The organism is Streptomyces sp. NPDC003016 (assembly GCF_053591455.1).
The window spans coordinates 86,629-111,290 of sequence record NZ_JBSFTV010000008.1 but is presented as its reverse complement, the minus strand read 5'-3'; the positions used below and the strand labels follow the sequence as shown (position 1 = coordinate 111,290).

Here is a 24,662-nt window from a genome sequence, read left to right as displayed (position 1 = left end):
TCGCTAGCGTTTGCGTCGCTCCGGACACCCCGGGGCGACGTGAGCGAAGGGAACGCACTTCCTATGCGCATCAGAAGCAAGCTCGCCGTCACAGCCACAGCGGGAGCCATGGCGGTTCTGGGCCTGGCCGGCCCGACCTCCGCGTCGACCACGCTCGAATCCAAGATCGCGTCCGAGGTGAAGCAGGCCGGGCTGAGCAAGAGCGAGGCCGCCGGACTCCAGAAGCAGATCGACAAGCAGCTCGCCACCACGCCCGGTGGCAAGCAGATCGGCGTCAACCAGATCGCCTGGCGCGGCGGCAAGGCCGTCATGACGTTCCCGTTGCCGGGTGAGAGGCAGGCCCGCGCGGTCAACGAGCCCGTCGGCACCCTCGGAACGCCGAACTGCAGCTACGCCTGGACGTGCCTCTACGAGCACCAGAACTTCGACGGACGCCGGCTGACCTGGTCGGACTGCAACTTCGAGAACCTGGCCAACTGGAGCTTCAACGACAAGACGACGTCCTGGCACAACAACCAGACGCGTGGCACCCAGACTCACGTCTACAACTGGTCGGGCAGTTCCTGGGTCCTCCTGTGGACGTCCACCGCCCCGTCGTCCAGTTCCTACGTCGGCAGCGCCAACAACGACAAGGCAGACGGCCTGTGGGTGTGCTGACGACCGACGGCTGACGACTGACGGCTGACGGCTGACGGCTGAGAGCCGGTCCGGTCTCGCGCTGCCCCCTCCTTCGCCCCCCTGGCGGGGTCGTGCGATACGGACCGGACAGCACCGTGCCCGGGACGCGGATGCCTCGTACACCTTCTTCGTACGAGACATCCGTGCGTCCCGGGCACGGTGGGAAAGAGCCGGGTCAGTCGGCCAGGTTCACGAAGCGGGCCGAGGCCGCGCCGATCTCTTCGGCGATCTCGGTGAGAACCGCCTGCGGAACGGTGTCGTCCACGGAGAGGACGGCCAGTGCCTCGCCGCCCTGGTCCGCGCGCGAGACCTGCATGCCCGCGATGTTGAGCCCGGCCTCGCCGAGGATGCGGCCGAGCGTGCCGACGACGCCCGGGCGGTCCTGGTAGCGCAGGACGACCATGTGGTCGGCCAGCGTCAGGTCGATGTCGTGCTCACCGACGGCGACGATCTTCTGGAGGTGCTTGGGCCCGGCCAGCGTGCCGGAGACCGAGACCTCCTCCCCGCCGGAGAGCGTGCCGCGCACGGTGACGACGTTGCGGTGGTCCGGGGACTCCGAGCTCGTCGTGAGGCGCACCTCGACACCGCGCTCCTGCGCGAAGAGCGGCGCGTTGACGTAACTCACCGTCTCGTCGACGACGTCCTCGAACACGCCCTTCAGGGCGGACAGTTCGAGCACCTTCACGTCGTGCTGGGTGATCTCGCCGTACACCTCGACGTCGAGGCGCACCGCGACCTCGCCCGCGAGCGCGGTGAACATCCGGCCGAGCTTCTCGGCGAGCGGCAGGCCGGGGCGTACGTCCTCGGCGATGACACCGCCCTGGACGTTGACCGCGTCCGGCACGAGCTCACCGGCGAGCGCGAGGCGCACGGACTTGGCGACCGCGATGCCCGCCTTCTCCTGGGCCTCGTCGGTGGAGGCGCCGAGGTGCGGCGTGCAGACGACCTGGTCGAGCTCGAACAGCGGGGAGTCGGTGCAGGGCTCCTTCGCGTACACGTCGAGGCCCGCACCGGCGACCCGGCCCTCCTTGAGGGCGGAGTACAGCGCGGCCTCGTCGACGATGCCGCCGCGGGCGGCGTTGACGACGCGGACCTCGGGCTTGACCTTGTGGAGCGCTTCGTCGCCGATGAGGCCGAGCGTCTCGGGGGTCTTGGGGAGGTGGACGGTGATGAAGTCCGACACCGCGAGCAGCTCGTCGAGCGAGAGCAGCTTGACGCCCATCTGGGCGGCGCGCGCGGGCTGCACGTAGGGGTCGTACGCGACGATCTTCATGCCGAAGGCCGACATGCGCTGCGCGACCAGGACACCGATGCGGCCGAGGCCGACGACGCCCAGGGTCTTCTCGCTCAGCTCGACGCCCGTGTACTTGGAGCGCTTCCACTCGCCGTTCTTCAGGGCGGTGTTGGCCTGCGGGATGTTGCGCGCGGTGGCGACGAGCAGACCGCAGGCGAGCTCGGCGGCGGTGACGATGTTCGACGTCGGCGCGTTGACGACCATGACGCCGGCCTTGGTGGCGGCGGAGACGTCGACGTTGTCGAGGCCGACGCCGGCGCGGGCGACGACGCGGAGCTTCTTCGCCGCGGCGATGGCCTCGGCGTCGACCTTGGTGGCGGAGCGGACGAGAATCGCGTCCACGTCGGCGATGGCCGGCAGGAGCTCTGCCCGGTCGGCGCCGTTGCAGTGCCGGATCTCGAAGTCCGGGCCCAGGGCGTCGACTGTGGCCGGCGACAGCTCTTCAGCGATGAGTACGACAGGTTTCGAGCTCACGTGAGTCCTCACTGGTCCATGGGGGCCCCGCCCGTGCTCTCAAAGCTACGGGGGAGGACGGCCGTCCCGACGGCCGCAGGCGGTGGAGGGGCTAGCCGCGTGGAAGACGCACGACGCTGTGGGCCTGACGCGTGGATGTATGAAGCAGTCTAGTGGCGCCGGGTACGTGGTCTTCCGCCTCAGCGGAAGGATCACCCGTCCGTGGCTGGACGTTCTGTCCAGTTGTGCACGAAGGGCCGCGGCGATACGCCGCGGCCCTTCGTGCCGGAGACTTACGCCTCGTCGTTGTCGACCCAGCTCATGAGCTTGCGGAGCTCCTTGCCTGTGGTCTCCAGCAGGTGCTCGGAGTCCTGCGTCTTGTACTCGTTGTACTTCTTCAGACCGCCGTGGTACTCGTCCATCCAGTTCTTGGCGAACGTGCCGTCCTGGATCTCGGTGAGGACCTTCTTCATCTCGGCCTTGGTCTGGTCGGTGATGATGCGGGGGCCGGTGATGTAGTCGCCCCACTCGGCGGTCTCGGAGACCGACCAGCGCATCTTCTCCAGGCCGCCCTCGTACATGAGGTCCACGATGAGCTTCAGCTCGTGCAGGCACTCGAAGTACGCGATCTCCGGCTGGTAGCCGGCCTCGACCAGGGTCTCGAAGCCCGCCTTGACGAGCGCCGACGCACCGCCGCAGAGCACGGCCTGCTCACCGAACAGGTCGGTCTCGGTCTCCTCGGTGAAGGTCGTCTTGATGACGCCCGCGCGGGTGCCGCCGATGGCCTTGGCGTACGAGAGGGCCAGCGCGAAGGCACTGCCGGTGGCGTCCTGCTCGACGGCGGCGATCGCCGGAACGCCGCGGCCTTCCTCGTACTGACGGCGGACCAGGTGGCCCGGGCCCTTGGGGGCGACGAGCGCGACGTCGACGCCGGCCGGGGCCTTGATGAAGCCGAAGCGGACGTTGAAGCCGTGGGCGAAGAACAGCGCGTCGCCGTCCTTCAGGTTGTCCTTGACGGACTCCTCGTAGACCTGGGCCTGGATCGGGTCCGGGATCAGGATCATGATGACGTCGGCCTCGGCCGCGGCCTCGGCCGGCGTGACCACGCGCAGGCCCTGCTCCTCGGCCTTCGCCTTGGACTTGGAGCCCTCGTGCAGACCGACGCGGACGTCGACACCCGAGTCACGGAGCGACAGCGCGTGGGCGTGGCCCTGGCTGCCGTAACCGATCACCGCGACCTTGCGGCCCTGGATGATGGACAGGTCGGCATCGTCGTCGTAGAACAGCTCGGCCACTGGGATTCTCCTTGTGTGCTGGTGGTGCGTCCCACCGTACGGCGGGGTGCGGAATGAAGGATTTCGGGTCTCGCTATACGAACAGCGGGATCGGAGCGGGATCAGGCCGAGCGGTCGAGGGCCCGCAGGCTGCGGTCGGTGATCGACCGGGAGCCGCGCCCTATGGCGATCGTGCCGGACTGGACGAGCTCCTTGATGCCGAACTGCTCCAGCATCTTGAGCATCGCTTCGAGCTTGTCGGCGCCGCCGGTCGCCTCGATCGTCACGGCCTCGGGGGAGACGTCGACGGTCTTGGCGCGGAACAGCTGGACGATCTCGACGATCTGCGAGCGGGTCTCGTTGTCGGCCCGCACCTTCACGAGGACGAGCTCGCGCTGGATCGCGGCGCCGGGCTCGAGTTCGACGATCTTCAGTACGTTGACGAGCTTGTTCAGCTGCTTCGTCACCTGCTCCAGCGGCAGGGCCTCGATCACGTTCACCACGATGGTGATGCGCGAGATCTCGGGGTGCTCGGTGGTACCGACCGCGAGGGAGTCGATGTTGAACCCGCGGCGGGAGAACAGGGCCGTGATCCGGGCGAGGACGCCCGGCTTGTTCTCGACCAGGACGGAGAGGGTGTGCTTGGACATGGGCGTTGAGTCTCTCTCTCGTCTGCTCAGTCGTCTTCGTTGTCGCCGAAGTCGGGGCGGACCCCGCGGGCGGCCATGACCTCGTCGTTGGAGGTGCCGGCGGCCACCATCGGCCAGACCATGGCGTCCTCGTGCACGATGAAGTCGACCACGACCGGACGGTCGTTGACGGCATTGGCCTCGGCGATCACCTTGTCGAGATCGGCCGGGTCCTCACAGCGGATCGCGTGGCAGCCCATGGCCTCGGACAGCTTCACGAAGTCCGGGACGCGGGTGCCGGCGCTGGGCTGCCTGCCGTCGGCGTCCGGGCCGCTGTGCAGCACGGTGTTGGAGTAGCGCTGGTTGTAGAAGAGGGTCTGCCACTGGCGGACCATCCCGAGCGCGCCGTTGTTGATGATCGCGACCTTGATCGGGATGTTGTTGAGCGCGCAGGTGGTGAGTTCCTGGTTGGTCATCTGGAAGCAGCCGTCGCCGTCGATGGCCCAGACCGTACGCTCCGGCATGCCGGCCTTGGCGCCCATGGCGGCCGGGACGGCGTACCCCATCGTCCCCGCGCCGCCGGAGTTGAGCCAGGTGGCGGGCTGCTCGTACTGGATGAAGTGCGAGGCCCACATCTGGTGCTGGCCGACGCCCGCGGCGTAGATCGTGCCCTCGGGGGCGAGCTGTCCGATGCGCTGGATGACCTGCTGCGGGGAGAGCTGCCCGTTCTCCGGCAGGTCGTAGCCGAGCGGGTAGGTCTCGCGCCAGCGGTTGAGGTCGTGCCACCAGGCGGTGTAGTCACCGGTGTGGCCCTCGGTGTGCTCGGCCTGGACGGCCTGGACCAGGTCGGCGATGACCTCGCGGGCGTCACCGACGATCGGCACGTCCGCGGCCCGGTTCTTGCCGATCTCGGCCGGGTCGATGTCGGCGTGGACGATCTTGGCGTACGGGGCGAAGCTGTCCAGCTTGCCGGTGACGCGGTCGTCGAAGCGGGCTCCGAGGGCGACGATCAGGTCGGCCCGCTGCAGCGCGGTGACGGCGGTGACCGCTCCGTGCATGCCCGGCATTCCCACGTGCAGCGGGTGGCTGTCGGGGAAGGAGCCCAGCGCCATCAGGGTGGTGGTGACGGGGGCGCCGGTGAGCTCGGCGAGGACCTTCAGCTCCGCGGTGGCGTTCGCCTTCATGACGCCGCCGCCGACGTACAGGACCGGTCGCTTGGCCTGGACGATCAGCTTGGCGGCCTCGCGGATCTGCTTGGCGTGCGGCTTGGTGACCGGGCGGTAGCCGGGCAGGTCCTGGCCGGGCGGCCAGCTGAACGTGGTCTTCGCCTGGAGGGCGTCCTTGGCGATGTCGACCAGGACCGGGCCCGGGCGGCCCGTCGAGGCGATATGGAAGGCCTCGGCGATGGTGCGCGGGATGTCCTCGGCCTTGGTGACCAGGAAGTTGTGCTTGGTGATCGGCATCGTGATACCGACGATGTCCGCCTCCTGGAAGGCGTCCGTGCCGATCGCCTTGGAGGCGACCTGGCCGGTGATCGCGACCATGGGGACGGAGTCCATGTGGGCGTCGGCGATCGGCGTGACCAGGTTCGTCGCGCCGGGACCCGAAGTCGCCATGCACACACCGACCTTGCCGGTGGCCTGGGCGTAACCGGTCGCCGCGTGACCCGCGCCCTGCTCGTGGCGGACCAGGACGTGGCGGACCTTCGTGGAGTCCATCAGCGGGTCGTACGCCGGCAGGATGGCGCCGCCGGGAATGCCGAATACCGTGTCGGCGCCCACTTCCTCGAGAGAGCGGATGAGCGACTGGGCGCCCGTCACGTGCTCGACAGCGGTGGCGCGGTTTCCGCCGTTGCGGGGCCGCGGCTGCGGATGGTGGGCCCCGGAGGCCTGCTCGGTCATCGGCATTCTCTTCTCGAAGCTGAGGGTTTTGCGAGGGTTTGGGGAGTGCCAGTGCAACAAAAAACCCCCCGTGCCGTGAGGCAAGCGAGGGGAGCGCGCCGGTGCGGTCTGCAGAGCTGCATGTGCGTGCTCTGCTTCAGCCGACGCGCTTTCCAAGTACGAGAATTCGGGTGCGCATGACACTGACCCTCCCTCCGGCGCCCGGTGCCTGTCAAGTAGGTGGGACGGGCGTCTCACTATTTGAGCGCATTGGAGGACGTGTGATCATTTCGTTTCTGTTCGCGCCCGCATGACGTACGGGAAGTGATCCGCCCGGCCCGCCCGCGAGGACGGGCAGCGCCTCCTTGCCCGGCACGGGGAACTCCGCGCGCGCGAGCGCCCGCCGCAGCCGGTACTCGTCGAGCGGCCCCGAGAAGGCCATCCCCTGCCCGTGCGTGCATCCCATGGCGCGCAGGGCGAGGACCTGCTCCGGCACGTCCACACCGTCCGCCACGGACTGCATCCCGAGGTCGCAGGCGATCCGCAGCAGCCCGCTGGTGATCTTGTGCAGCCGCGCCGACTCGACGACCCCCTCGACCAGACCGCGGTCCAGTTTCAGTACGTCGATGGGGAGCCGGCGCAGCGCGTTGATGGCCGCGTACCCGCTGCCGAAACCGTCCAGCGCGATCCGCACCCCGAGCCTGCGCAGCGCCACCAGGCGCCGCTCCAGTTCCTCGAAGGAGATCCGCGGGTCACTGTCGGCCAGCTCGATGATCAGCGAGCCCGAGGGCAGGCCGTGCCGGGTGAGGAGGGCCTCGATGGAGTCGAGCGGCAGGGACTTGTCCACCAGCCTGCGGGCCGAGAGCCGGACCGACACGGGCACCTCGTGGCCCGCCCGGTTGCGCTCCGCCGCCTGCTCGACCGCCTCTTCGAGGAGCCACCGGCCGAGCTCGGCGGTGCGGGCGCCCTCCTGGGCCTCGCCGGTGTCGGCCACTCTGAGGAACTCGGCGGGCGTGAAGAGGATGCCCTGCGTGGACCGCCACCGGGCCTGGGCGGCGACGGAGGCCACCCGGCCGGTGGTGAGGCTCACCACCGGCTGGTGGAGCAGCGCGAACTCGCCGTCGTGGAGCGCGGTGCGCAGCCGGGTGGCCAGTTCGGTCCTGCGGACCACCTCGGCCTGCATCTGCGGCGCGTACAGCTCGACCCGGTCCTTGCCGCCGGCCTTCGCCCGGTACATGGCGAGGTCGGCGTTGCGCATGAGGTCGGTGTGGGTGACGCCGGCCTCGGCGAAGGCGATACCGATGGACGCGGCGACGCGCACCTCGTTGCCGTCGATCCGGTACGGCTGCGAGAGCGTGAGGCGCAACCGCTCGGCGATCTCGTGGACCTGGCATTCGCGGGCGGCCTGGTCCCTGTTCCCCTCGCCGAGGATGAGGGCGGCGAACTCGTCTCCGCCGAGCCGGGCCGCGGTGTCCCCCGAGCGCACGGATTCCTGGAGGCGGCGGGCCGCCTGGATCAGCAGCTCGTCGCCGGCCTGGTGGCCGAGGCGGTCGTTCACCCCCTTGAAGCCGTCGAGGTCGATGTAGAGCACGGCGGTGCCGGGGTCGCAGGCGCGGCGGCCGCCGAGTGCCTGGCGGACGCGTGCGGTGAACAGGGCGCGGTTGGGCAGGTCGGTGAGCGGATCGTGTTCCGCGTTGTGCTGGAGCTGGGCCTGGAGGCGGACCCTTTCGGTCACGTCCCGGCTGTTGAAGATCAGGCCGCCCTGGTGCCGGTTGACGGTGGACTCGACATTGAGCCACTCCCCCGTGCCCGACCGGAAACGGCATTCGATGCGGGTCGTCGGCTCCTGGGCGGGGGACGTGGCCAGAAAACGGCGTACCTCGTGGACGACTCCGCCCAGGTCCTCCGGGTGGATGAGGGAGGCGAGCTCGGATCCGATGAGTTCCTCGGCCTCGCGTCCGTAGACGCCGGAGGCGGCCGGGCTGACGTAACGCAGCACCCCGGTGGGCGCGGCGATCATGATCACATCGCTCGATCCCTGCACCAGCGAGCGGAAGTGGTTCTCCTTCTGCGCCAGCTCCTGGGTGAGGGAGATGTTGTCGACGAGCATGATGCCCTGGCGTACGACGAGGGCGAGCACGACCGTGCAGCCGGTGAAGATCACCACACGGTCCACGCGGCGGCCGTCGACAACGTTGTAGAGAATGCCCAGGGTGCAGACGGCGGCGGCGAGATACGGCGTGAGGGCGGCCAGTGAGCCGCTGATGGGGCGGCTGCCCGGACTGCGCGTGCTCCGGTGGTACGGAGCGCCCTGCCCCCACCGCGCGGCGCGGCGCGCGCCCCAGGGCGCGTAGGCGAGGAGCAGCGAGCCGGCGAACCAGCCGGCGTCGAGGAGCTGGCCCGAGCGGTAGTTCTCACGCAGCAGGGGCGAGGTGAACAGCGCGTCGCACAGCACGGTCATGGCGAGGGCGGCTATCGCGGTGTTGATCGCCGCGCGGTTGGCGCTGGAGCGCCGGAAGTGCAGCGCGAGCACCATGCTGACCAGCACGATGTCGAGCAGCGGATAGGCGAGGGAGAGGGCGGCGTGGGCCACGCTCTCGGCCTGGAAATGCGCGGTGTGCGCGAGCGCCAGGCTCCAGGAGAGCGTGAGCAGCGAACCGCCGATGAGCCAGGAGTCGAGCGCGAGGCACACCCAGCCGGCCCGGGTGACGGGGCGTTTGGCCAGGACGAGCAGGCCGACGATGGCGGGCGGACCGAAGCAGAGGAAGAAGAAGTCGGCGGCAGAGGGCGAGGGGACCTCACGGTCCAGCACCACTTCGTACCAGCCCCAGACGGCGTTCCCGCACGCCGCCATCGCGGAGGAGACCGCGAACAGCAGCCAGGCGGGCCGGAAGCGGCTCTCGTGCGTGCGCGCGTAGAGGAAGCAGGAGACCGCGGCGATCAGGGCGGCGACGGCGAGCCCGAAGTCGCCCATGATGAGCGCGGCCCGGGCGGACCCCCAGCCGAGGGCCGCGCCGATGGCGTAGGCCCCGCAGACGAGGGCGAGCGCGAGCCGGCAGAGCAGGCCCGCTCCGCTGCCGAACCCCTGGTACCGGGCGAGGAGCGCCCCGGGGGCACTCACCGGGCCACCCTGACGCGCGGCGCCCCGGGCGCCGGAGGTGCGGGAAGTATCTGCGGGCCGCGCCTGTCCGCCGGATCGTACGAGGGTTGTCGTCGGTGGCCCTGCCGCGTCGGATCAGTGGTCCATTCGCCGTGCATCGCCCGTCGCCCCCCTCACAGTCCGGTCGCTCCCCAGCGCCGTGACATCGCGCGGCGCAGCCCCTTGGTCCGGACGATACACCAGTCTCGTCACTCAGGGACATAGGTTCTCTACGCTCCGTGACGATCAGTGGAGTGGATGGCACGCGGTGCGTCCGGGTGACTTCGGAACGCGTTCGCGAGCCGCTGTCAGTGAGTGGTGAGGACGATGTTGTGCAGCGGTTCGCCGTCGGCGAACCGGGTCAGCTGATCGGCCATCAGGCGTCTGGCGCGGGGCATGAACGCCGAGGTGCTGCCGCCGACATGGGGGCTGATGAGGACGCCGGGCGCGTGCCAGAGGGGATGGCCTGCGGGAAGGGGCTCGGGGTCGGTGACGTCGAGGGCGGCGCGCAGCCGGCCCGATTCGAGCTCGGCGAGGAGGGCCTTCGTGTCGACGACGGGACCCCGGGCGACGTTCACGAGCAGCGCTCCGTCCTTCATGCGGGACAGGAAGCCGGCGTTCACCAGTCCCTGGGTCTCCTCGGTGAGCGGGGTGGAGAGGATCACGACGTCCGCCCCGGGCAGCAGTCCGGGGAGGTCGGCCAGCGGGTGCACGGGGCCGCGCTCCGTTGTACGGGCGGAGCGCGCGACGCGCGCCACCCGCGCACACTCGAAAGGTGCGAGCCGGTCCTCGATGGCGGCGCCGATGGAGCCGTAGCCGACGATGAGAACGGACTTGTCGGCGAGCGCGGGGTAGAAGCCGGCCCGCCACTCCTCCTTGTCCTGGCCGTGCACGAAACCGGGGATGCCGCGCAGCGAGGCGAGGACCAGGGCGAGGGTGAGCTCGGCGGTACTGGCCTCGTGGACACCGCGGGCGTTGCACAGGTGCACGCCCGCGTGCAGGTCCCCGAGGCCGGGCTGGACGTGGTCTATGCCCGCGGAGAGCGTCTGGACGGCGCGCAGGGACGTCATCGCGGCGAGCGGGCGCACCGCGATCTCGGCCCCCTTCATGTAGGGGACGACGTAGAAGGCGCAGTCGGCGGGGTCGGCGGGAAAGTCCTGGCCGCCGTCCCAGAAGCGGTAGTCGAAGCCCTCGGGGAGCCCTTCGATCTCGGCGGCGGGGACGGGGAGCCATACGTCTGAAGTCATGGTCAGGAGGCTATGCGAAGGACCGGGAGGCACAGAGGTTAGTTTTGGGAGCGGCAGAGGGAGGGGTACGGGGAGTTGGAGCGCAGGACAATCGGTGCGGCAGCGCTCGAAGTGGGCGCGATCGGACTCGGATGCATGCCGATGAGCTGGGCGTACACCGGTTCGCAACAGCGCGGGGACCGGTCGCTCCGCACCGTGCACGCGGCGCTCGACCAGGGGACGAGCCTGCTCGACACGGCCGACATGTACGGGCCGTTCACCAATGAGCTGCTGCTGGGGCGGGTGCTCAGGGAGCGGCGCGCCGATGCCTTCGTCTCGACCAAGTGCGGGCTGCTCGTCGGTGATCAGCACATCGTCGCCAACGGGCGGCCGGGGTATGTACGGCGGGCCTGTGACGCCTCTCTGCGGCGGCTGCAGACCGATGTGATCGACCTCTACCAGTTGCACCGGCCGGATCCGGAGGTGCCGGTCGAGGAGACCTGGGGTGCGATGGCGGACCTGGTCGGGGCGGGGAAGGTGCGGGCGCTCGGGGTGTGCGCGGTGGGGGCGCGGGCGTCACGGCGTTCCGGGGCGCGGATGCACGATGAAACGATTCGTCAGCTGGAGCGCGTGCAGCAGGTCTTTCCGGTGAGCGCGGTGGAGGCCGAACTCTCGGTGTGGTCTCCGGAGGCGCTGGCGTCGCTGCTGCCGTGGTGCGAGGCGCGGGGCGTCGGTTTCCTGGCCGCCATGCCGCTGGGCAACGGCTTCCTGACGGGGACGCTCAAGCCGGGGCAGGGCTTCGAGCCGGACGACGTACGGGCCAGGCATCCGCGGTTCACCGCCGAGATGATGGCGGCGAACCAGCCGGTGGTGGCGGGTCTGCGGCGGGTCGCCGGGCGGCACGGCGCGACTCCGGCACAGGTGGCGCTGGCGTGGGTGCTGGCGTGCGGGCGCCATGTGGTGCCGGTGCCGGGGACCAAGCGGGAGCGGTGGGCGGTACAGAACGCGAGGGCTGCGGCGCTGCGGCTCACGGCGGAGGATCTCGCGGAGATAGCGGGGCTGCCGTCGGCGCGGGGCTCGTGGGACTGACCCGGCCGGCCGGTCCGGCCGGGAACGGAACCTGCGGGGCGGCAGCGGTGTATGAAGAGGGAGAGCCGCCGCCGGTGACGACTGCCGGCCGTCGAAGGGATGCGTACCGTGCAACGTCCTGCTGTGACAGCTGTAGTGGCTGCCGCCGTTCTCCTGCTCGCGGCGGGGTGTTCCGGCCCGGACGAGAATGCGCCGGACGGCCGGAAGAGTTCCGCACCGGCTTCCGAGGCCCCGGGCGGCGGGTCCGCGTCGCCGTCGGGCGATGCGGCCGGTCCCGGGTCCGGGTCCCGCGCCGAGCCACCGCCCGCCAAGGGGTCGGTCAAGGTGGTGAACACCCTCACCGAGGACCTCGAGTCTCCCTGGGGACTCGCCCCGCTGCCGGACGGCGACCTGCTGGTCTCCTCGCGCGACGAGGGGACCATCACGCGGATCGACGGCGAGAGCGGCAAGAAGACGGAGGTCGGCTCGGTGGCGGGGGTCGCACCGGAGGGGGAGGGCGGGCTCCTGGGCCTGGCCGTCTCGCCGTCCTTCGCCTCGGACCACATGGTCTACGCGTACTTCACCACCGCGTCCGACAACCGCATCGCCCGCCTGGCGTACGACGAGAAGAAACCCGCCGGGCAGCAGCTGGGCGCCCCGGACACCATTCTCAGGGGCATCCCGAAGGGCACGGTCCACAACGGCGGACGGATCGCCTTCGGTCCGGACAAGATGCTCTACGCCGGGACGGGCGAGACGGGTGACACGGGACTGGCGCAGGACAAGAAGTCGCTGGGCGGCAAGATCCTGCGGATGACCCCGGACGGTGATCCGGTGCACGGCAATCCGGAGGCGGACTCGGTCGTCTACTCCTACGGGCACCGCAATGTGCAGGGCCTGGCCTGGGACAGCGGGAAGCGGCTGTGGGCGGCCGAGTTCGGCCAGAACACCTGGGACGAGCTCAATCAGATCCGGCCGGGTCGGAACTACGGCTGGCCGGAGGCCGAGGGCAAGGGCGGCAGGGAGGGATTCGTCGACCCGGTCGCGCAGTGGAAGACGGCCGAGGCATCGCCGAGCGGTATCGCGTACGCCGCGGGCTCGGTCTGGATGGCGGGCCTGCGCGGCGAGCGGCTGTGGCGGATTCCGCTGGACGGTACGGAGCCGGCGGCCGGCCCGCAGCCGTTCCTGGAGGGGAAGTACGGCCGGCTGCGCACGGTGGTGGCGGCCGGCGGCGACAAGCTGTGGCTGGTCACGAGCGAGACGGACACCCGGGGCACACCGGAGCCGGGCGACGACCGGATCCTGGACCTGGAGGTGAAGTAACCCCTGGAAGGAGCGGAAACGATCGGCCCGGCCGCCGCGAGCACACTCGGCATCCGGCGCCCGTCATCCGGCATCCCGCATCCGTCATCCGGCGCCCGGCATCCGTCATCCGTCATCCGGCATCCGTCATCCGGCTGCTGCCTCGGCCCGCTCCGCTACGTCGGTGAAGAGCCGCAGGCGGTGAGCCATCGCGGCGGCCTCGCCCCGGCCGGAGACGCCCAGTTTGGCCAGGATGTTGGAGACGTGGACGCTCGCCGTCTTGGGTGAGATGTACAGCTCTTCGGCAATCTGCCGGTTGCTGCGGCCGGCCGCGACCAGGCGCAGTACGTCCTGTTCACGGGGGGTCAGGCCCAGCGACTCCGCCGGGCTCGCGGTCGGCGCCGGGGCTTCGGGGGCCCGGGTCAGCGAGAGGCGGGCGCGCTGGGCGAGCAGCGCGACGCTCTCGCCGAGCGGACGGGCGCCCAGGTGCTCCGCCGCGGCCCGGACCAGCCGGAGCAGCTCGGCGGCCCGCTCGCGTTCGTCGGCGTTCAGTTCGCGGAGGCTCACCGCACCGGTCCCGGTGTCGCCGCCTCCCGTGGCGGAGGCCGCGAGCAGGGACTCCGCCCAGCGCAGGCGGGCGCGCGCCAGGTCGTACGGGCGCTCCAGGGGCTCGAACGCGCTGACCACACCGGCCCAGTCGTCGGGGGTGGCGCGGCCCTCGGCCCGGCGCAGCTCGGCGCGGACCCAGTGTTCGTACGCGTGCCAGAGCGGCGCGGGCGTGGCCAGCCGCCTCGCTCCGGCGCGGATCAGCTCCAGGGCCTCGGCCCGGCCCGCCTCCGCCGCCGGGAGGCCCCGCGCGTCCGCCTCGGCGGCGGCGGCTTCGGCCAGCAGGAACCAGGCGTAACGGTGCGTGCCGAGCGGGAAACCCGCCGAGACGGTCTGCGCCAGTTTCGTACGGACGTCCAGGACGCGGCCGCGGGCGGCGGCGATGGTCAGCTCGACCTTGTGCAGCGGGAGGTCGTGCTGGGGCATCGGGTCGTGGCTGCCGAAGTACGCGCGGGCGGCCGCCGACTGCTCGTCGGCCTCGGTCAGTTCACCGCGGGCCCGCGCCACGTCGGCCCGTATCCAGGCGGCGGCGCCGCGGGGCTTGGTGCTGGGCACGGAGGCCCGCTCGATGCCCACGGCGTGCCCGACCGCCTCGCTCCAGCGCCCGAGGGAGGCGAGCGACTCGGCGAGATTTCCGCGGACCCAGGCTTCGCTGTCCGCGAGGCCGTACTTCCCGGAGAAAGCGAGACCTTCCTCCGCGACGGCGACCGCCTCCCGGGAGCGCCCCACGGACTCCAGATGGGAGGGGAGGTTGACATAGACGCGGCCCGCCACGCTGGCCAGGCCCTGCACGGCCGCCTGTTCCTTGACGGCGTACAGCACGGCGAGGCCGCCTTCGACGTCACCCGAGTCGACCATCAGGCCGCCCAGCGTCGTCCGTGCGGTGAGTTCGATGTCTCTGGCACCGACCATGCGGGCGTACTCCACGGCCTGTTCGGCGGCGATCAGGGTCTCCGGACCGGGCTCGTGCAGCATGCCCCAGCCCGCCACCTGGGCCAGCACCTCCGCATGGACGGCGGACGGCGGCAGCCCGCGCACGAGGTCCCGCGCGGTGGCCAGCTCGGACCAGCCGTCGCCCCGCGCGAGGATCGACACCATCCTGGCGCGCTGGACCCAGAACCAGGCCTCGCGCAGGGGGTCGTCCTCGCCCTCCAGGATCCGCAGCGCCTTCTTCGCGATCTTGAGCGCCCGTTCGCGCTCACCGCCGAACCGGCCGGCGACGGTGGCTTCCGCCATGAGGTCGAGGTAGCGCAGGGGCGTGGTCGCGGGGTCGCAGCCGCAGGGCGGGTAGACCCCGGCGTAGTCGACGGGGCGCAGCACCGCGCGGACGTCGGCGGGGGCGTCGTCCCACAGCTCCATGGCGCGCTCCAGGAGGCGCAGCTGCTCGGCGTAGGCGTGGCGGTGGCGTGCCTCGACGGAGGCCTTCAGCACGGCGGGGAGCGCCTTGGCCGCGTCGTGCGCGGCGTACCAGTAGCTGGCGAGACGTGTGGCGCACTGGTCGGCCGGCACCAGCGTGGGGTCGGCCTCCAGCGCTTCGGCGTACCGCCGGTTGAGGCGGGAGCGCTCCCCGGGCAGCAGGTCGTCGCTGAGCGCCTCGCGCACCAGGGAGTGCCGGAAGCGGTAGCCGTCGCCGTCCGGCGTCGCGAGGAGCAGGTTGGCGCCCACGGCGGCCCGCAGCGCCTCGATCAGATCGTCCTCGGGGAGCCGGGCGACGGCGAGCAGCAGCCGGTACTCGACGGTGGAACCGCCCTCGGCGACGATCCTGGCGACCTTCTGGGCGTCGTCGGGCAGCGCTTCGACCCGTACGAGCAGGACGTCGCGCAGGGAGTCGCTCAGGCCCGTGGTGCAGCCGGTCCCGATGCAGCAGGCCAGTTCCTCGACGAAGAACGCGTTGCCGTCGGAGCGCGTGAACACCTCTTCGACCAGGGCCGCTTCCGGCTCGGTGGCGAGGATGCCGGTCAACTGGCGGTGCACTTCGGAGCGGTTGAAGCGGGCCAGCTCGATGCGCCGGACGGTGCGCAGCCGGTCGAGTTCGGCGAGGAGGGGCCGCAGTGGGTGGCGGCGGTGGATGTCGTCCGCGCGGTAGGTGCCGATGACGACGAGGCGCCCGCGCCGCAACGTGCGGAAGAGGTAGGCGAGGAGGTGGCGGGTGGAGGTGTCGGCCCAGTGCAGGTCCTCCAGGGCGAGGACGACCGTACGGTCCGCGGTGATGCGCTCCAGGAGGCGGACGGTCAGCTCGAAGAGGCGCGCCATGCCGTCTTCGCTGTGCTGGTCGCGGGAGGTCTCGCCGAGTTCGGGCAGCAGCCTGGCCAGTTCGTCCTCCTGGCCCGCGGCCGCGGCGGCGACCTCGTCGGGGAGCCTGCGCCGCAGGGTGCGCAGCGCGGTGGAGAACGGCGCGAACGGCAGCCCGTCGGCGCCGATCTCGACGCAGCCGCCCACCGCGACGACGGCGTCCTGCCGGCAGGACGCCGCGAAGAACTCCTCGACGAGGCGGGTTTTGCCCACCCCGGCCTCACCGCCCACGAGCAGCGCCTGCGGCTCGCCCGCGGTGGCGCGGGCGAGCGCATCGGTGAGCTGGGCCAGTTCGCCGGCGCGGCCGACGAACACCGGGCTGACAGACCTGGTTTCCACATCGCTGAGCATCGCACAGGGGTCCGACAACGCGGGACCCATTACGGCACGCGCGGAAGGCATGATCGTCATCTCGTGTCCTTCACGCCGTAACCCGGTCACCCGGTCACGCCGTCACCCGGTCACGCGGCCCGCGCGAACCGGCTGCGCAGTGAACTCACCGGCCCTTCCGGTGCGTTCTTCCCGGACGCGCGGGCGGCCCGCCGGGCCTTGACGGCCTGCTGTACGAGGCGTTCGGCGGCGGCCCGGCGCATCAGTTCGGCCGCGTGCTGCTGCTGGATCTCGTGCTGGAACATGGGGTTCTCCCTGGTGAGCCGTTCATCGGGACGTTCTCCGCGATGTCTCGACTCTCGCTTCCCAGGGGGCACCGGCGCATCGGGAGAGTGCCGCATCTTGGCAGCACGAAGGGCCTTAGGGACGTACCCGCAGGTGTACGTACGTCCCTAAGGCCCCTGGTGCGGATGCCCTACTGGCCTGCTCCCGCGCCCGTTTCCGCCGCGGGCGGCACAGACACGGCGGCGAAGAGGTCGGAGTGCATCCCGGCGGAGACGAGCAGCCCGAGGACGCCGGGGGCGAAGCCCGCCCAGGCGAAGGAGCGGATCCAGCCGGAGCGGTGGACGCTGCCGGGCGTACCGGATGCCGGGCGGACCAGCACCACGACGGCGACGGCCGGGGCGAGCAGCGCGGAGCCGCCGTCGACGGGCGGCCATGTGCCGGCCGTTGCCGTACAGCGCGGCGACCTGGCCGGCGGGGCTGTCGGTCTGCGGGGTCCCCGGCCGGCCGGTGAGTGTCTGGCGCGCGGCGGCGACACGGCTGGTCCGGGTGCCGTTTCCGAGAGCTCCCTCAACGCGCCTCGCGCCACTCCCGCGCCAGCACCGACCAGATCTCCGCGTCGTGCCGTACGCCCCGGTGGGGGGAGCTTTCGCGCAGTACGCCGTCCCGTGTCATCCCCAGCCGCTTCGCGACATTGACGCTCGCGGTGTTCGCGGACGACACCCTCCACTCGACGCGGTGCATCCCGCGCTCCTCCACCGCCCAGTCGATCAGCACCCGCGCGGCGCGCGTGACCAGCCCGCGGCCCACCGCGGACTCCTCCAGCCAGCAGCCCACCTCGCAGTTGCCCGACGCGGCGTCGAAGACCCGGAAGAGGACCCCGCCGACGAGCGTGCCCTCGCGCCAGATGCCGTAGAGCCGGCCGGTGTCGGCGGCCTGCTTGTCGGCGTACGACTGGAGGAAGGCCCGCGCCGAACCGAGGTCCGCGGCGGCCGCCGCCAGTCCGATGTACCGGTCGATGTACTCGCGCCCACGGTCCATGTGGGCCAGGTACTCCTCGGCCCGCCACGGCTCCAGGGGACGCAGTTCGGCGTCGTCACCCAGCGGTATCGCGAACATCCTGCTCCTTGCCGGCTAGGGCACGAGCTGCTGGGAGTCCTCCGACTCGCCCGTGCGCTGGGCGTCGATCTTTTCATGCGCGGCGCGGGACTCGGGGGGTTCGATGCTGATGCGCGGCAGCCACCGGTCGAGCCGGCGCGGCAGCCACCAGTTGGCACCGCCCAGCATGTGCATCAGAGCGGGCACCAGGAGCGTACGGAGAACGAACGCGTCCAGGGCGACGGCCGCCGCCAGCGCGATGCCGAACATCGCGATCACGCGGTCGCCGCTGAGCACGAAGGCCAGGAAGACCGCGATCATGATCACGGCAGCGGAATTGATCACGCGGCTGGTCTCGGCGAGGCCGACGCGCACCGCCCGCCGGTTGTCACCGGTCTCCAGCCACTCCTCGTACATCCGGCTGACCAGGAAGACCTGGTAGTCCATCGAGAGCCCGAAGAGCACCGACACCATGATCACCGGCAGGAACGGCTCGATCGGCCCCGCGCTGCCGAGGCCGAGCAGTTCGCTCCCCCAGCCCCACTGGAAGACGGCCACGACGACTCCGAAGGAGGAGGTGACGGCGAGCACGTTCATCAGCGCGGCCTTGAGCGGGATGCCGACGCTGCGGAAGGCGAGCAGCAGCAGGACGCAGCCGAGCGCGATCACGGCGCCGACGAAGAGCGGCAGCTTGCCGACGATGACCTCGGCGAAGTCGTCGTAGCTCGCGGTCACCCCGCCGACGTACACGTCGAGCGACGTGCCCTGCTGGACCTGGGGCAGGACGCTGTCGCGCAGCCGGTCGACGAGTTCGCTGGTGTCCTGCGACTGCGGCGACGACTGCGGTACGACGGTGAGGGCCGCCGTGTCGCCGCTGCCGTTGTACGTCACCGGGCTGACGGACGCGACGCCTTCGGTGGTGCGCACGGCGCCTTCCAGGGCGTCCATGGCGGCGCGGTCGTCGGCGCCGTCGACTTCGGCGACGAGCGTCAGCGGGCCGTTGCTGCCGGGGCCGAAGCCTTCGGCGAGCAGGTCGTACGCCGCGCGGGTCGTCGTGGACGCCGGGTTGTTGCCCTGGTCGGACGTGCCCAGGTGGAGCGAGAGCGTCGGCAGCGCGAGGACCAGCATGACGACCGCGGCGACGGCGCCCAGCAGTTTGGGCCGGCGCTCGACGAAGGCGGACCAGCGGGCGGCGAAGCCGGTGGGGAGGTCGGGCTGCGGGCCGTGCTCGGTGAGCTGCCTGCGCTCGCGGCGGCCGAGGGCCCTCGCGCCGATGAGGGAGAGCAGGGCGGGCAGCAGGGACACCGAGGCGGCGACGGTGAGGACGACGGTGAGCGAGGCGGCGATCGCGACGCCGTTGAGGAAGGACAGGCGCAATATCAGCATGCCGAGCAGGGCGATGCAGACGGTGGCGCCCGCGAAGACGACCGCGCGGCCGGTCGTGGCGACCGCGTCCACCGCCGCCTCGGTGACGGACAGGCCGCGGCGCAGTCCCCTGCGGTGGCGGGTGACGATGAACAGGGCGTAGTCGATGCCGACGCCGAGCCCGACCAGCATGCCGAGCATCGGCGCGAAGTCGGCGACCGTCATGACGTGGCCGAGCAGCACTATGCCCGCGTACGCGGTGCCGACGCCGACCAGGGCGGTGGCGATGGGCAGCAGGCTGGCGGCGAGCGAGCCGAAGGCGACGAAGAGGACGACGGCCGCGACCACGACCCCGACGATCTCGCTGACGTGCCCGCTCGACGTCTCGGTGAGGGCTATGGCGCCGCCGCCGAGCTCCACCTGGAGTTCGGCGGTCTCCGCGTCCTTGGCGGTGTCCACGACGGCCTTGGCCCGCCGCTCGAGAGCGTCGTCGGCCTGCGCGTCGAAGGTGACGGTGGCGTAGGCGGTGTGTCCGTCGGCGCTGATCCGGCCCGCACCCCCGCCCTCGTACGGGCTGATGACGGTCGCGACGCCGGGGAGGTCCTCGATGACGTCGAGCGTCCGGGTCATCGACTGCTGGACTCCGGCGGCCCGCACGGTGGTGCGGCCCGCCGTGTGCCAGACGACGGTGTTGCCGTCGTCTCCCCCGCCGTCGAATCCGGCGTCGAGGAGGTCGGCGGCGCGGCCCGACGGGGTGCCGGGCACCTCGTAGTCGTTGGTGTACGACGGACCGGCGACGCCTGCGGCTCCGGCCACCGTGCCGAGCGCGAGCAGCCACAGCAGGACTGCGGCGAAACGGTGCCTGACGCACCACCGTGCGATTGCTGCCAACGGACCGGCTCCCTGGGGGTAGTGGCTCTTCACAGGGAACGACAGCCCGCAAAGACCTCATGACCTACGCTCAGCCACTCTGACACCCAAACCTGATCAATTGTCCCTTTCGTGCGCTTACTCACATGTGCTTGCCCCCATGTGTTTGCTCACATGTGTCTGCTCCCGCGCACCACCCGGCGCTTCAGCCCGAGACGCTCGCACGTCCGTTCTCCATGTGCCCCATGAGGCGCCGGCGGAAAGCGCCGTCACCCGTGACGGTGATGTCCAGGTCGTACCAGCCGTGCGCGTCGGCGGCCGAGTGCACCACGGTGCGGCTGCGGCCCGGCTTCACCGTGACCTCGCGGGAACGCCTCCCGTCGAGGCCGGCCTCGTCGGCGTACGCGAGCGTCCGCACGGTGAAGGTCAGCGGCTCCCCGCCCCGGTTGACGAGGGTGAGATGCAGGTCGCGGTCGCGTGCGCCGAGGTACGAGGAGACCTCGGCGGCGCCCGCCTGCGTACCGGCGAACTCGCGGCGGAAGCCGTTCGGCCCGGTGATCGTGAAGCGGTAGGCGTCCTTGGTAAGGGGTACGTCCCATTGCGCCGTGCCCCTTACGTCCCGGTGCTGCGGAACGGCGAACTCACCGGCGTACGGATAAAGGGCGAAGTGCGCGCTCGCGCGCCCCGTGTTGCTGAGCGCGACCTTGAAGACGCCGCCCTCGGCCCTGCCGTGGGCGTCCGGCTGGTACGGCAGCGGGCGCGCGGGGCGCGTCCCCTCCTCCTGCACGGGCATGTGCTGCTCCAGCGGGGGCACGGGCCGCCAGCGCCCCGTGAACGGCGGGACCGCCCCCGGCCGTTCCAGCTCGGGCTGCCTGCGTCCGCGCTCGAAGTCGAACGCGGAGGTCAGGTCGCCGGTGACGGTCCGGCGCCAGGGCGTGATGTTGGGCTCCTCGACGCCCGTCCACCGCTCCAGGAAGCGGATCACGGAGGTGTGGTCGAAGACCTCGGAGCAGACGTAACCGCCGACGGTCCAGGGCGAGACCACCAGCATCGGCACCCGGATGCCGAGCCCGGTCGGGCGGCCCTGCCACCGTTCGTCGGTGTTGTCCGCGGGCGGGACGGGCGGCGGGACGTGATCGAAGAAGCCGTCGTTCTCGTCGTAGTTGATCAGCACGACGGTGTGGCGCCAGACGTCCGGGTGCGAGGCGAGCGCGTCCAGCACCTGGTAGACGAGCGAGGCGCTGGCGACCGGCGACGAGGAGCCGGGGTGCTCGGAGTCGACCGCCGAGGGCACCAGGTACGACACCTCGGGCAGCCTGCCCGCCGCCACGTCGGCCCGGAAGTGACCGGCGAGCCCGCCCGTCTCGACGCGCCGCAGTCCACGCTCGAAGAGCGAGCGCTCCTCGGCGCTCAGCGTGGCCACGCCCGCGTCCAGCGCGGTGAGCAGCCGCTCGCGCTCGGCGGCGTCGTCCGTGTCGCGGACCTTGGCGTAGAAGGCCTCCATGTAGGTGAAGCCGCCGGGGGCCTTCGCGAGCGCCTTGCGGGCGATCTTCTTGAAGGTCGTGAAGAACTCGATGTTGTTGTCGGTGAAGTTCTCCCACTCCGTGTACGTCTTCCAGCTGCGGCCCGCCTTCTCCAGCCGCTCCGCGTACGTCGGCCACGGGTAGCCGGGGTGGCTGCCCTCGGCGTACGCCGCGTTGGTGACGGCCCGGCTGCCGTCGGCCTCGAAGCCGGTCCAGCCGCTCCACAGGTGGTTGCGGTTCGGGCTCGTGGACGTGTGGATCGACGAGTGGTAGGCGTCGCAGATGGTGAACGTGTCCGCGAGCTCGTAGTGCATCGGCAGGTCGCGGCGGTCGTAGTACGCCATGGTGGCGCCGGTCTTGGCCGACACCCAGCCGTCCATCCAGCCCTGGTTCCAGGCTTTGGCGCCGCCGCCCCACGAGTGGTCGAGGTCGCCTATGTACTGGAGGTCCTTCTTCTGCGCCTCGGCCGCGTCCCGTACGGGGAAGGGCAGGACGGTCCGCAGCGGCCCGGGCTGCTCGTAGACCGGCTTCCCGGAGGGGAGCTCCACGGCGTTGCGGTCACCGAAGCCACGTACGCCGCGCAGGGTGCCGAAGTAGTGGTCGAAGGACCGGTTCTCCTGCATGAGAACGACGACATGCCTGACCGCCTTCAGCCCGCCCGGGGGCGGTTCTCCGGCTGCCGCCGCCCGCAGTGAGGGCGGGAGCAGCGACCCGGCCGCGGCGGCGCCGAGGGCGCCTCCGCCCAGCGCGAGCATCCTTCTGCGCGAAATGTCCGATGACACGCCCGACCTCCCAGTCGACAGCCAATGGTCCACCTGTGATCCATTGAGTGGTACGCCTGGGACGGTAGTGAGGCCGGGTGGCGACGAGAAGACCCGGTGACGACTCCGGCGTGAACGTCCAAGACAAGGCGCGAAGAGTCCAAGCACTATCCGGCCACGCGGCGCGGTTCAGCGGGGCGCGGTTCAGCGGGGCGCGGTTCAGCGGCGAGTGGGCCCGGTCAGCCCTTCCTGGGCTTCCGGGGCCTTCCGGCCTTCTTGCGCGGCGGAGCGACCGGCACCACCGTCCGCAGGTGGCGGCGCACCCCGTCCGTCGCCACGGCCGGCTGATCGATCTGGTCTTCCGCCAGCAGATCGACGAAATCCCTCGCGGACGGTCACGAGATGACCGGGAGCGGCCCCCTCCAGGACGGTGCGCCCCTCGTCGGTGAGCACGGCGGGCACACCGCGCTCGTCCGGCGGATCGGCGTCACACCGCATCGGCCGGCGAGCGGAACGCCGTGACGCTGCCGGGCACCAGAATCGTCAAGGCGTTCAACACCGTGACGGCTTCCGCCCTCGGGGCGGGCACCCTGGGCGGCGGCCGGCTGTTCCTCCCGGTGGCCGGTGGCGAGGAGACCGCCAGGAAGACGGTCATCGACCTCGGTGCGCAGCTCGCCTTCGGTCAGGGCCTCGGGCCCGGCATCGGCCTCACCCTCGCGCGGCAGTCCGACGCCCGGGGGTGCGCCTGTTCCGTACGCCGAAGGGGCGGCGCACCGGATGCTTCCGGTGCGCCGCCCCTTCGGCGTACGGAACAGGCGTACGGGCGTCAGCCCTCGCTCACGCCCAGCTTCTCCAGGATCAGCTCGCGCACGCGCGCCGCGTCCGCCTGGCCGCGCGTGGCCTTCATGACCGCGCCGACCAGCGCACCCGCCGCCGCGACCTTGCCGCTGCGGATCTTGTCCGCGATGCCGGCGTTGGCCGCGATGGCCTCGTCCACGGCCGTGGACAGCGCGCCCTCGTCCGAGACGACCTTCAGGCCGCGCTTCTCGACGACCTCGTCCGGGCCGCCCTCGCCCGCGAGGACGCCCTCGATGACCTGGCGGGCCAGCTTGTCGTTGAGCGAGCCCTCCTTCACCAGGGCGGTGACGCGGGCGACCTGCTCGGGCGTGATCGGCAGTGACGCGAGGTCGCGGCCGGACTCGTTGGCGTTGCGGGCCAGCTCGCCCATCCACCACTTGCGCGCCGAAGCGGCGTCCGCGCCCGCCCCGATCGTCGCGACGATCAGGTCGATCGCACCGGCGTTCAGCATCGACTGCATGTCGTGCTCGCCGACGCCCCACTCCTCGCGCAGGCGGTTGCGGCGCACCCGCGGCAGTTCGGGCAGGCCCCGGCGGAGCTCCTCGACCCACTCGCGCGAGGGGGCCACGGGGACCAGGTCGGGCTCCGGGAAGTACCGGTAGTCCTCGGCGTTGTCCTTGATGCGGCCGGCCGTGGTGGAGCCGTCCTCCTCGTGGAAGTGCCGGGTCTCCTGGACGATCGTGCCGCCGGAGTCGAGAACCGCGGCGTGCCGCTGGATCTCGAAGCGGGCCGCGCGCTCCACCGAGCGCAGCGAGTTGACGTTCTTCGTCTCGGAGCGCGTACCGAACTCCTCGCGGCCGTGCGGCCGCAGCGAGAGGTTCACGTCGCAGCGCATCTGGCCCTGCTCCATGCGCGCCTCGGAGACACCGAGCGCCTTGATGAGCTCGCGGAGCTCGGCGACGTACGCCTTCGCGACCTCGGGGGCCCGCTCGCCCGCGCCCTCGATCGGCTTGGTGACGATCTCGATGAGCGGGATGCCGGCCCGGTTGTAGTCCAGGAGGGAGTGGGACGCGCCGTGGATACGGCCCGTCGCGCCGCCGACGTGCAGCGACTTGCCGGTGTCCTCCTCCATGTGGGCGCGCTCGATCTGCACGCGGAAGATCTCGCCGTCCTCCAGCTGGACGTCCAGGTAGCCGTTGAAGGCGATCGGCTCGTCGTACTGGGAGGTCTGGAAGTTCTTCGGCATGTCCGGATAGAAGTAGTTCTTCCGGGCGAAGCGGCACCATTCGGCGATCTCGCAGTTGAGCGCGAGGCCGATCTTGACGGCCGACTCGACGCCGATCGCGTTGACGACCGGGAGCGAGCCGGGCAGACCCAGGCAGGTGGGGCAGGTCTGGCTGTTGGCGTCCTGCTTGAGCTCCGTGGAGCAGCCGCAGAACATCTTCGTCTTTGTGCCGAGCTCGACATGGACCTCCAGGCCCATGACGGGGTCGTAGGACGCGAGCGCGTCCTCGTACGACACCAGTTCAGTGACGGTCACGGTGAAACTTTCCCTCTCAGCCCAGCAGGACGTCGTCGTCGCCGAGCTTCTTCAGCTCGCGGTAGAGCAGAGAGAGGCCGGTGACAATGGCGGCGGCGGAGACAACGGCGTCGACGAGACGGAGCGTGTCATTGTCCTTGCGGGCCATACGGGCCTGCTTGACGACGCTGATCGCGCCGAAGGCGGTGGAGCCGATCGACAGGTACGTACCGGCCTTGGAATTCTTGAATCCCTTGGCCTTGATGGGCATGGGG

At 71.0% G+C, this 24,662-nt stretch carries 17 protein-coding genes; 3 read left to right on the top strand and 14 right to left on the bottom strand.

Going from position 1 to position 24,662, the window contains the following annotated elements:
- The first annotated feature begins 63 nt into the window (after positions 1 to 63).
- Positions 64 to 657 (top strand): peptidase inhibitor family I36 protein, encoded by a 594-nt coding sequence (locus ACWDZ4_RS09135; RefSeq protein WP_451507778.1) that lies wholly within the window; start codon positions 64 to 66, stop codon positions 655 to 657.
- 196 nt (positions 658 to 853) lie between these two features.
- Here the strand turns inward: ACWDZ4_RS09135 and serA are convergent, their stop codons facing one another.
- From serA to ACWDZ4_RS09105, 6 genes are all read right to left on the bottom strand, one after another.
- Positions 854 to 2,446 (bottom strand): phosphoglycerate dehydrogenase, encoded by a 1,593-nt coding sequence (gene serA / locus ACWDZ4_RS09130; RefSeq protein WP_451507777.1) that lies wholly within the window; start codon positions 2,444 to 2,446, stop codon positions 854 to 856.
- A 272-nt stretch (positions 2,447 to 2,718) separates the two neighbouring features.
- Positions 2,719 to 3,720: a ketol-acid reductoisomerase gene (ilvC, locus tag ACWDZ4_RS09125; protein ID WP_451507776.1), complete on the bottom strand. Its 1,002-nt coding sequence runs from the start codon at positions 3,718 to 3,720 to the stop codon at positions 2,719 to 2,721.
- Between the two features lie 101 nt (positions 3,721 to 3,821).
- Positions 3,822 to 4,349, bottom strand: a complete 528-nt coding sequence (ilvN, locus tag ACWDZ4_RS09120) for an acetolactate synthase small subunit (RefSeq protein ID WP_069933100.1) — start codon at positions 4,347 to 4,349, stop codon at positions 3,822 to 3,824.
- A gap of 26 nt (positions 4,350 to 4,375) precedes the next feature.
- Positions 4,376 to 6,235: an acetolactate synthase large subunit gene (locus tag ACWDZ4_RS09115; protein ID WP_451507775.1), complete on the bottom strand. Its 1,860-nt coding sequence runs from the start codon at positions 6,233 to 6,235 to the stop codon at positions 4,376 to 4,378.
- A 205-nt stretch (positions 6,236 to 6,440) separates the two neighbouring features.
- The gene (locus ACWDZ4_RS09110) at positions 6,441 to 9,329 is read right to left on the bottom strand and encodes a putative bifunctional diguanylate cyclase/phosphodiesterase (protein ID WP_451507774.1); all 2,889 of its coding nucleotides are present in this window, start codon (positions 9,327 to 9,329) and stop codon (positions 6,441 to 6,443) included.
- A gap of 326 nt (positions 9,330 to 9,655) precedes the next feature.
- Positions 9,656 to 10,594: a 2-hydroxyacid dehydrogenase gene (locus ACWDZ4_RS09105; RefSeq protein ID WP_451507773.1), complete on the bottom strand. Its 939-nt coding sequence runs from the start codon at positions 10,592 to 10,594 to the stop codon at positions 9,656 to 9,658.
- Positions 10,595 to 10,669: 75 nt separating this feature from the next.
- Here ACWDZ4_RS09105 and ACWDZ4_RS09100 point away from each other — a divergent pair, with 75 nt between their 5' ends.
- Complete coding sequence (locus ACWDZ4_RS09100) at positions 10,670 to 11,662, top strand: aldo/keto reductase (RefSeq protein WP_451507772.1); 993 nt, start codon at positions 10,670 to 10,672, stop codon at positions 11,660 to 11,662.
- A 99-nt stretch (positions 11,663 to 11,761) separates the two neighbouring features.
- The gene (locus ACWDZ4_RS09095) at positions 11,762 to 12,964 is read left to right on the top strand and encodes a PQQ-dependent sugar dehydrogenase (protein WP_451507771.1); all 1,203 of its coding nucleotides are present in this window, start codon (positions 11,762 to 11,764) and stop codon (positions 12,962 to 12,964) included.
- Between the two features lie 126 nt (positions 12,965 to 13,090).
- Here ACWDZ4_RS09095 and ACWDZ4_RS09090 read toward each other — a convergent pair whose 3' ends face one another.
- The 8 genes from ACWDZ4_RS09090 to ACWDZ4_RS09055 form a co-directional block, all read right to left on the bottom strand.
- On the bottom strand, positions 13,091 to 16,192 hold the full coding sequence (locus ACWDZ4_RS09090; RefSeq protein WP_451507861.1) for a helix-turn-helix transcriptional regulator: 3,102 nt from the start codon (positions 16,190 to 16,192) through the stop codon (positions 13,091 to 13,093).
- Positions 16,193 to 16,302: 110 nt separating this feature from the next.
- Positions 16,303 to 16,476 carry a hypothetical protein gene (locus ACWDZ4_RS09085; RefSeq protein ID WP_451507770.1) on the bottom strand — a complete coding sequence of 58 codons (174 nt, stop codon included), beginning with the start codon at positions 16,474 to 16,476 and terminating at the stop codon, positions 16,303 to 16,305.
- A gap of 170 nt (positions 16,477 to 16,646) precedes the next feature.
- Positions 16,647 to 16,838 (bottom strand): hypothetical protein, encoded by a 192-nt coding sequence (locus ACWDZ4_RS09080; protein WP_451507769.1) that lies wholly within the window; start codon positions 16,836 to 16,838, stop codon positions 16,647 to 16,649.
- A gap of 185 nt (positions 16,839 to 17,023) precedes the next feature.
- The gene (locus tag ACWDZ4_RS09075) at positions 17,024 to 17,572 is read right to left on the bottom strand and encodes a GNAT family N-acetyltransferase (RefSeq protein ID WP_451507768.1); all 549 of its coding nucleotides are present in this window, start codon (positions 17,570 to 17,572) and stop codon (positions 17,024 to 17,026) included.
- A 15-nt stretch (positions 17,573 to 17,587) separates the two neighbouring features.
- Positions 17,588 to 19,807: an MMPL family transporter gene (locus tag ACWDZ4_RS09070; protein WP_451507767.1), complete on the bottom strand. Its 2,220-nt coding sequence runs from the start codon at positions 19,805 to 19,807 to the stop codon at positions 17,588 to 17,590.
- 184 nt (positions 19,808 to 19,991) lie between these two features.
- Entirely contained in the window at positions 19,992 to 22,091 is a 2,100-nt protein-coding gene (locus ACWDZ4_RS09065) for a phosphocholine-specific phospholipase C (protein WP_451507766.1), read from the bottom strand.
- An 805-nt stretch (positions 22,092 to 22,896) separates the two neighbouring features.
- A complete protein-coding gene (gene gatB, locus ACWDZ4_RS09060) occupies positions 22,897 to 24,408 on the bottom strand; it encodes an Asp-tRNA(Asn)/Glu-tRNA(Gln) amidotransferase subunit GatB (protein ID WP_451507765.1) in 1,512 nt (503 codons plus the stop codon).
- Positions 24,409 to 24,424: 16 nt separating this feature from the next.
- Positions 24,425 to 24,658 carry a hypothetical protein gene (locus ACWDZ4_RS09055; protein WP_451507860.1) on the bottom strand — a complete coding sequence of 78 codons (234 nt, stop codon included), beginning with the start codon at positions 24,656 to 24,658 and terminating at the stop codon, positions 24,425 to 24,427.
- Positions 24,659 to 24,662: the final 4 nt, after the last annotated feature.

What these genes read in the sequence shown, in the direction of transcription:
- ACWDZ4_RS09135 (WP_451507778.1), top strand. Translation starts at nt 64, where the DNA reads ATGCGCATCAGAAGCAAGCTCGCCGTCACAGCCACAGCGGGAGCCATG.
- ilvN (WP_069933100.1), bottom strand. Translation starts at nt 4,349, where the DNA reads ATGTCCAAGCACACCCTCTCCGTCCTGGTCGAGAACAAGCCGGGCGTC.
- ACWDZ4_RS09115 (WP_451507775.1), bottom strand. Translation starts at nt 6,235, where the DNA reads ATGCCGATGACCGAGCAGGCCTCCGGGGCCCACCATCCGCAGCCGCGG.
- ACWDZ4_RS09105 (WP_451507773.1), bottom strand. Translation starts at nt 10,594, where the DNA reads ATGACTTCAGACGTATGGCTCCCCGTCCCCGCCGCCGAGATCGAAGGG.
- ACWDZ4_RS09095 (WP_451507771.1), top strand. Translation starts at nt 11,762, where the DNA reads ATGCGTACCGTGCAACGTCCTGCTGTGACAGCTGTAGTGGCTGCCGCC.
- ACWDZ4_RS09090 (WP_451507861.1), bottom strand. Translation starts at nt 16,192, where the DNA reads ATGCTCAGCGATGTGGAAACCAGGTCTGTCAGCCCGGTGTTCGTCGGC.
- ACWDZ4_RS09085 (WP_451507770.1), bottom strand. Translation starts at nt 16,476, where the DNA reads ATGTTCCAGCACGAGATCCAGCAGCAGCACGCGGCCGAACTGATGCGC.
- ACWDZ4_RS09075 (WP_451507768.1), bottom strand. Translation starts at nt 17,572, where the DNA reads ATGTTCGCGATACCGCTGGGTGACGACGCCGAACTGCGTCCCCTGGAG.
- ACWDZ4_RS09055 (WP_451507860.1), bottom strand. Translation starts at nt 24,658, where the DNA reads ATGCCCATCAAGGCCAAGGGATTCAAGAATTCCAAGGCCGGTACGTAC.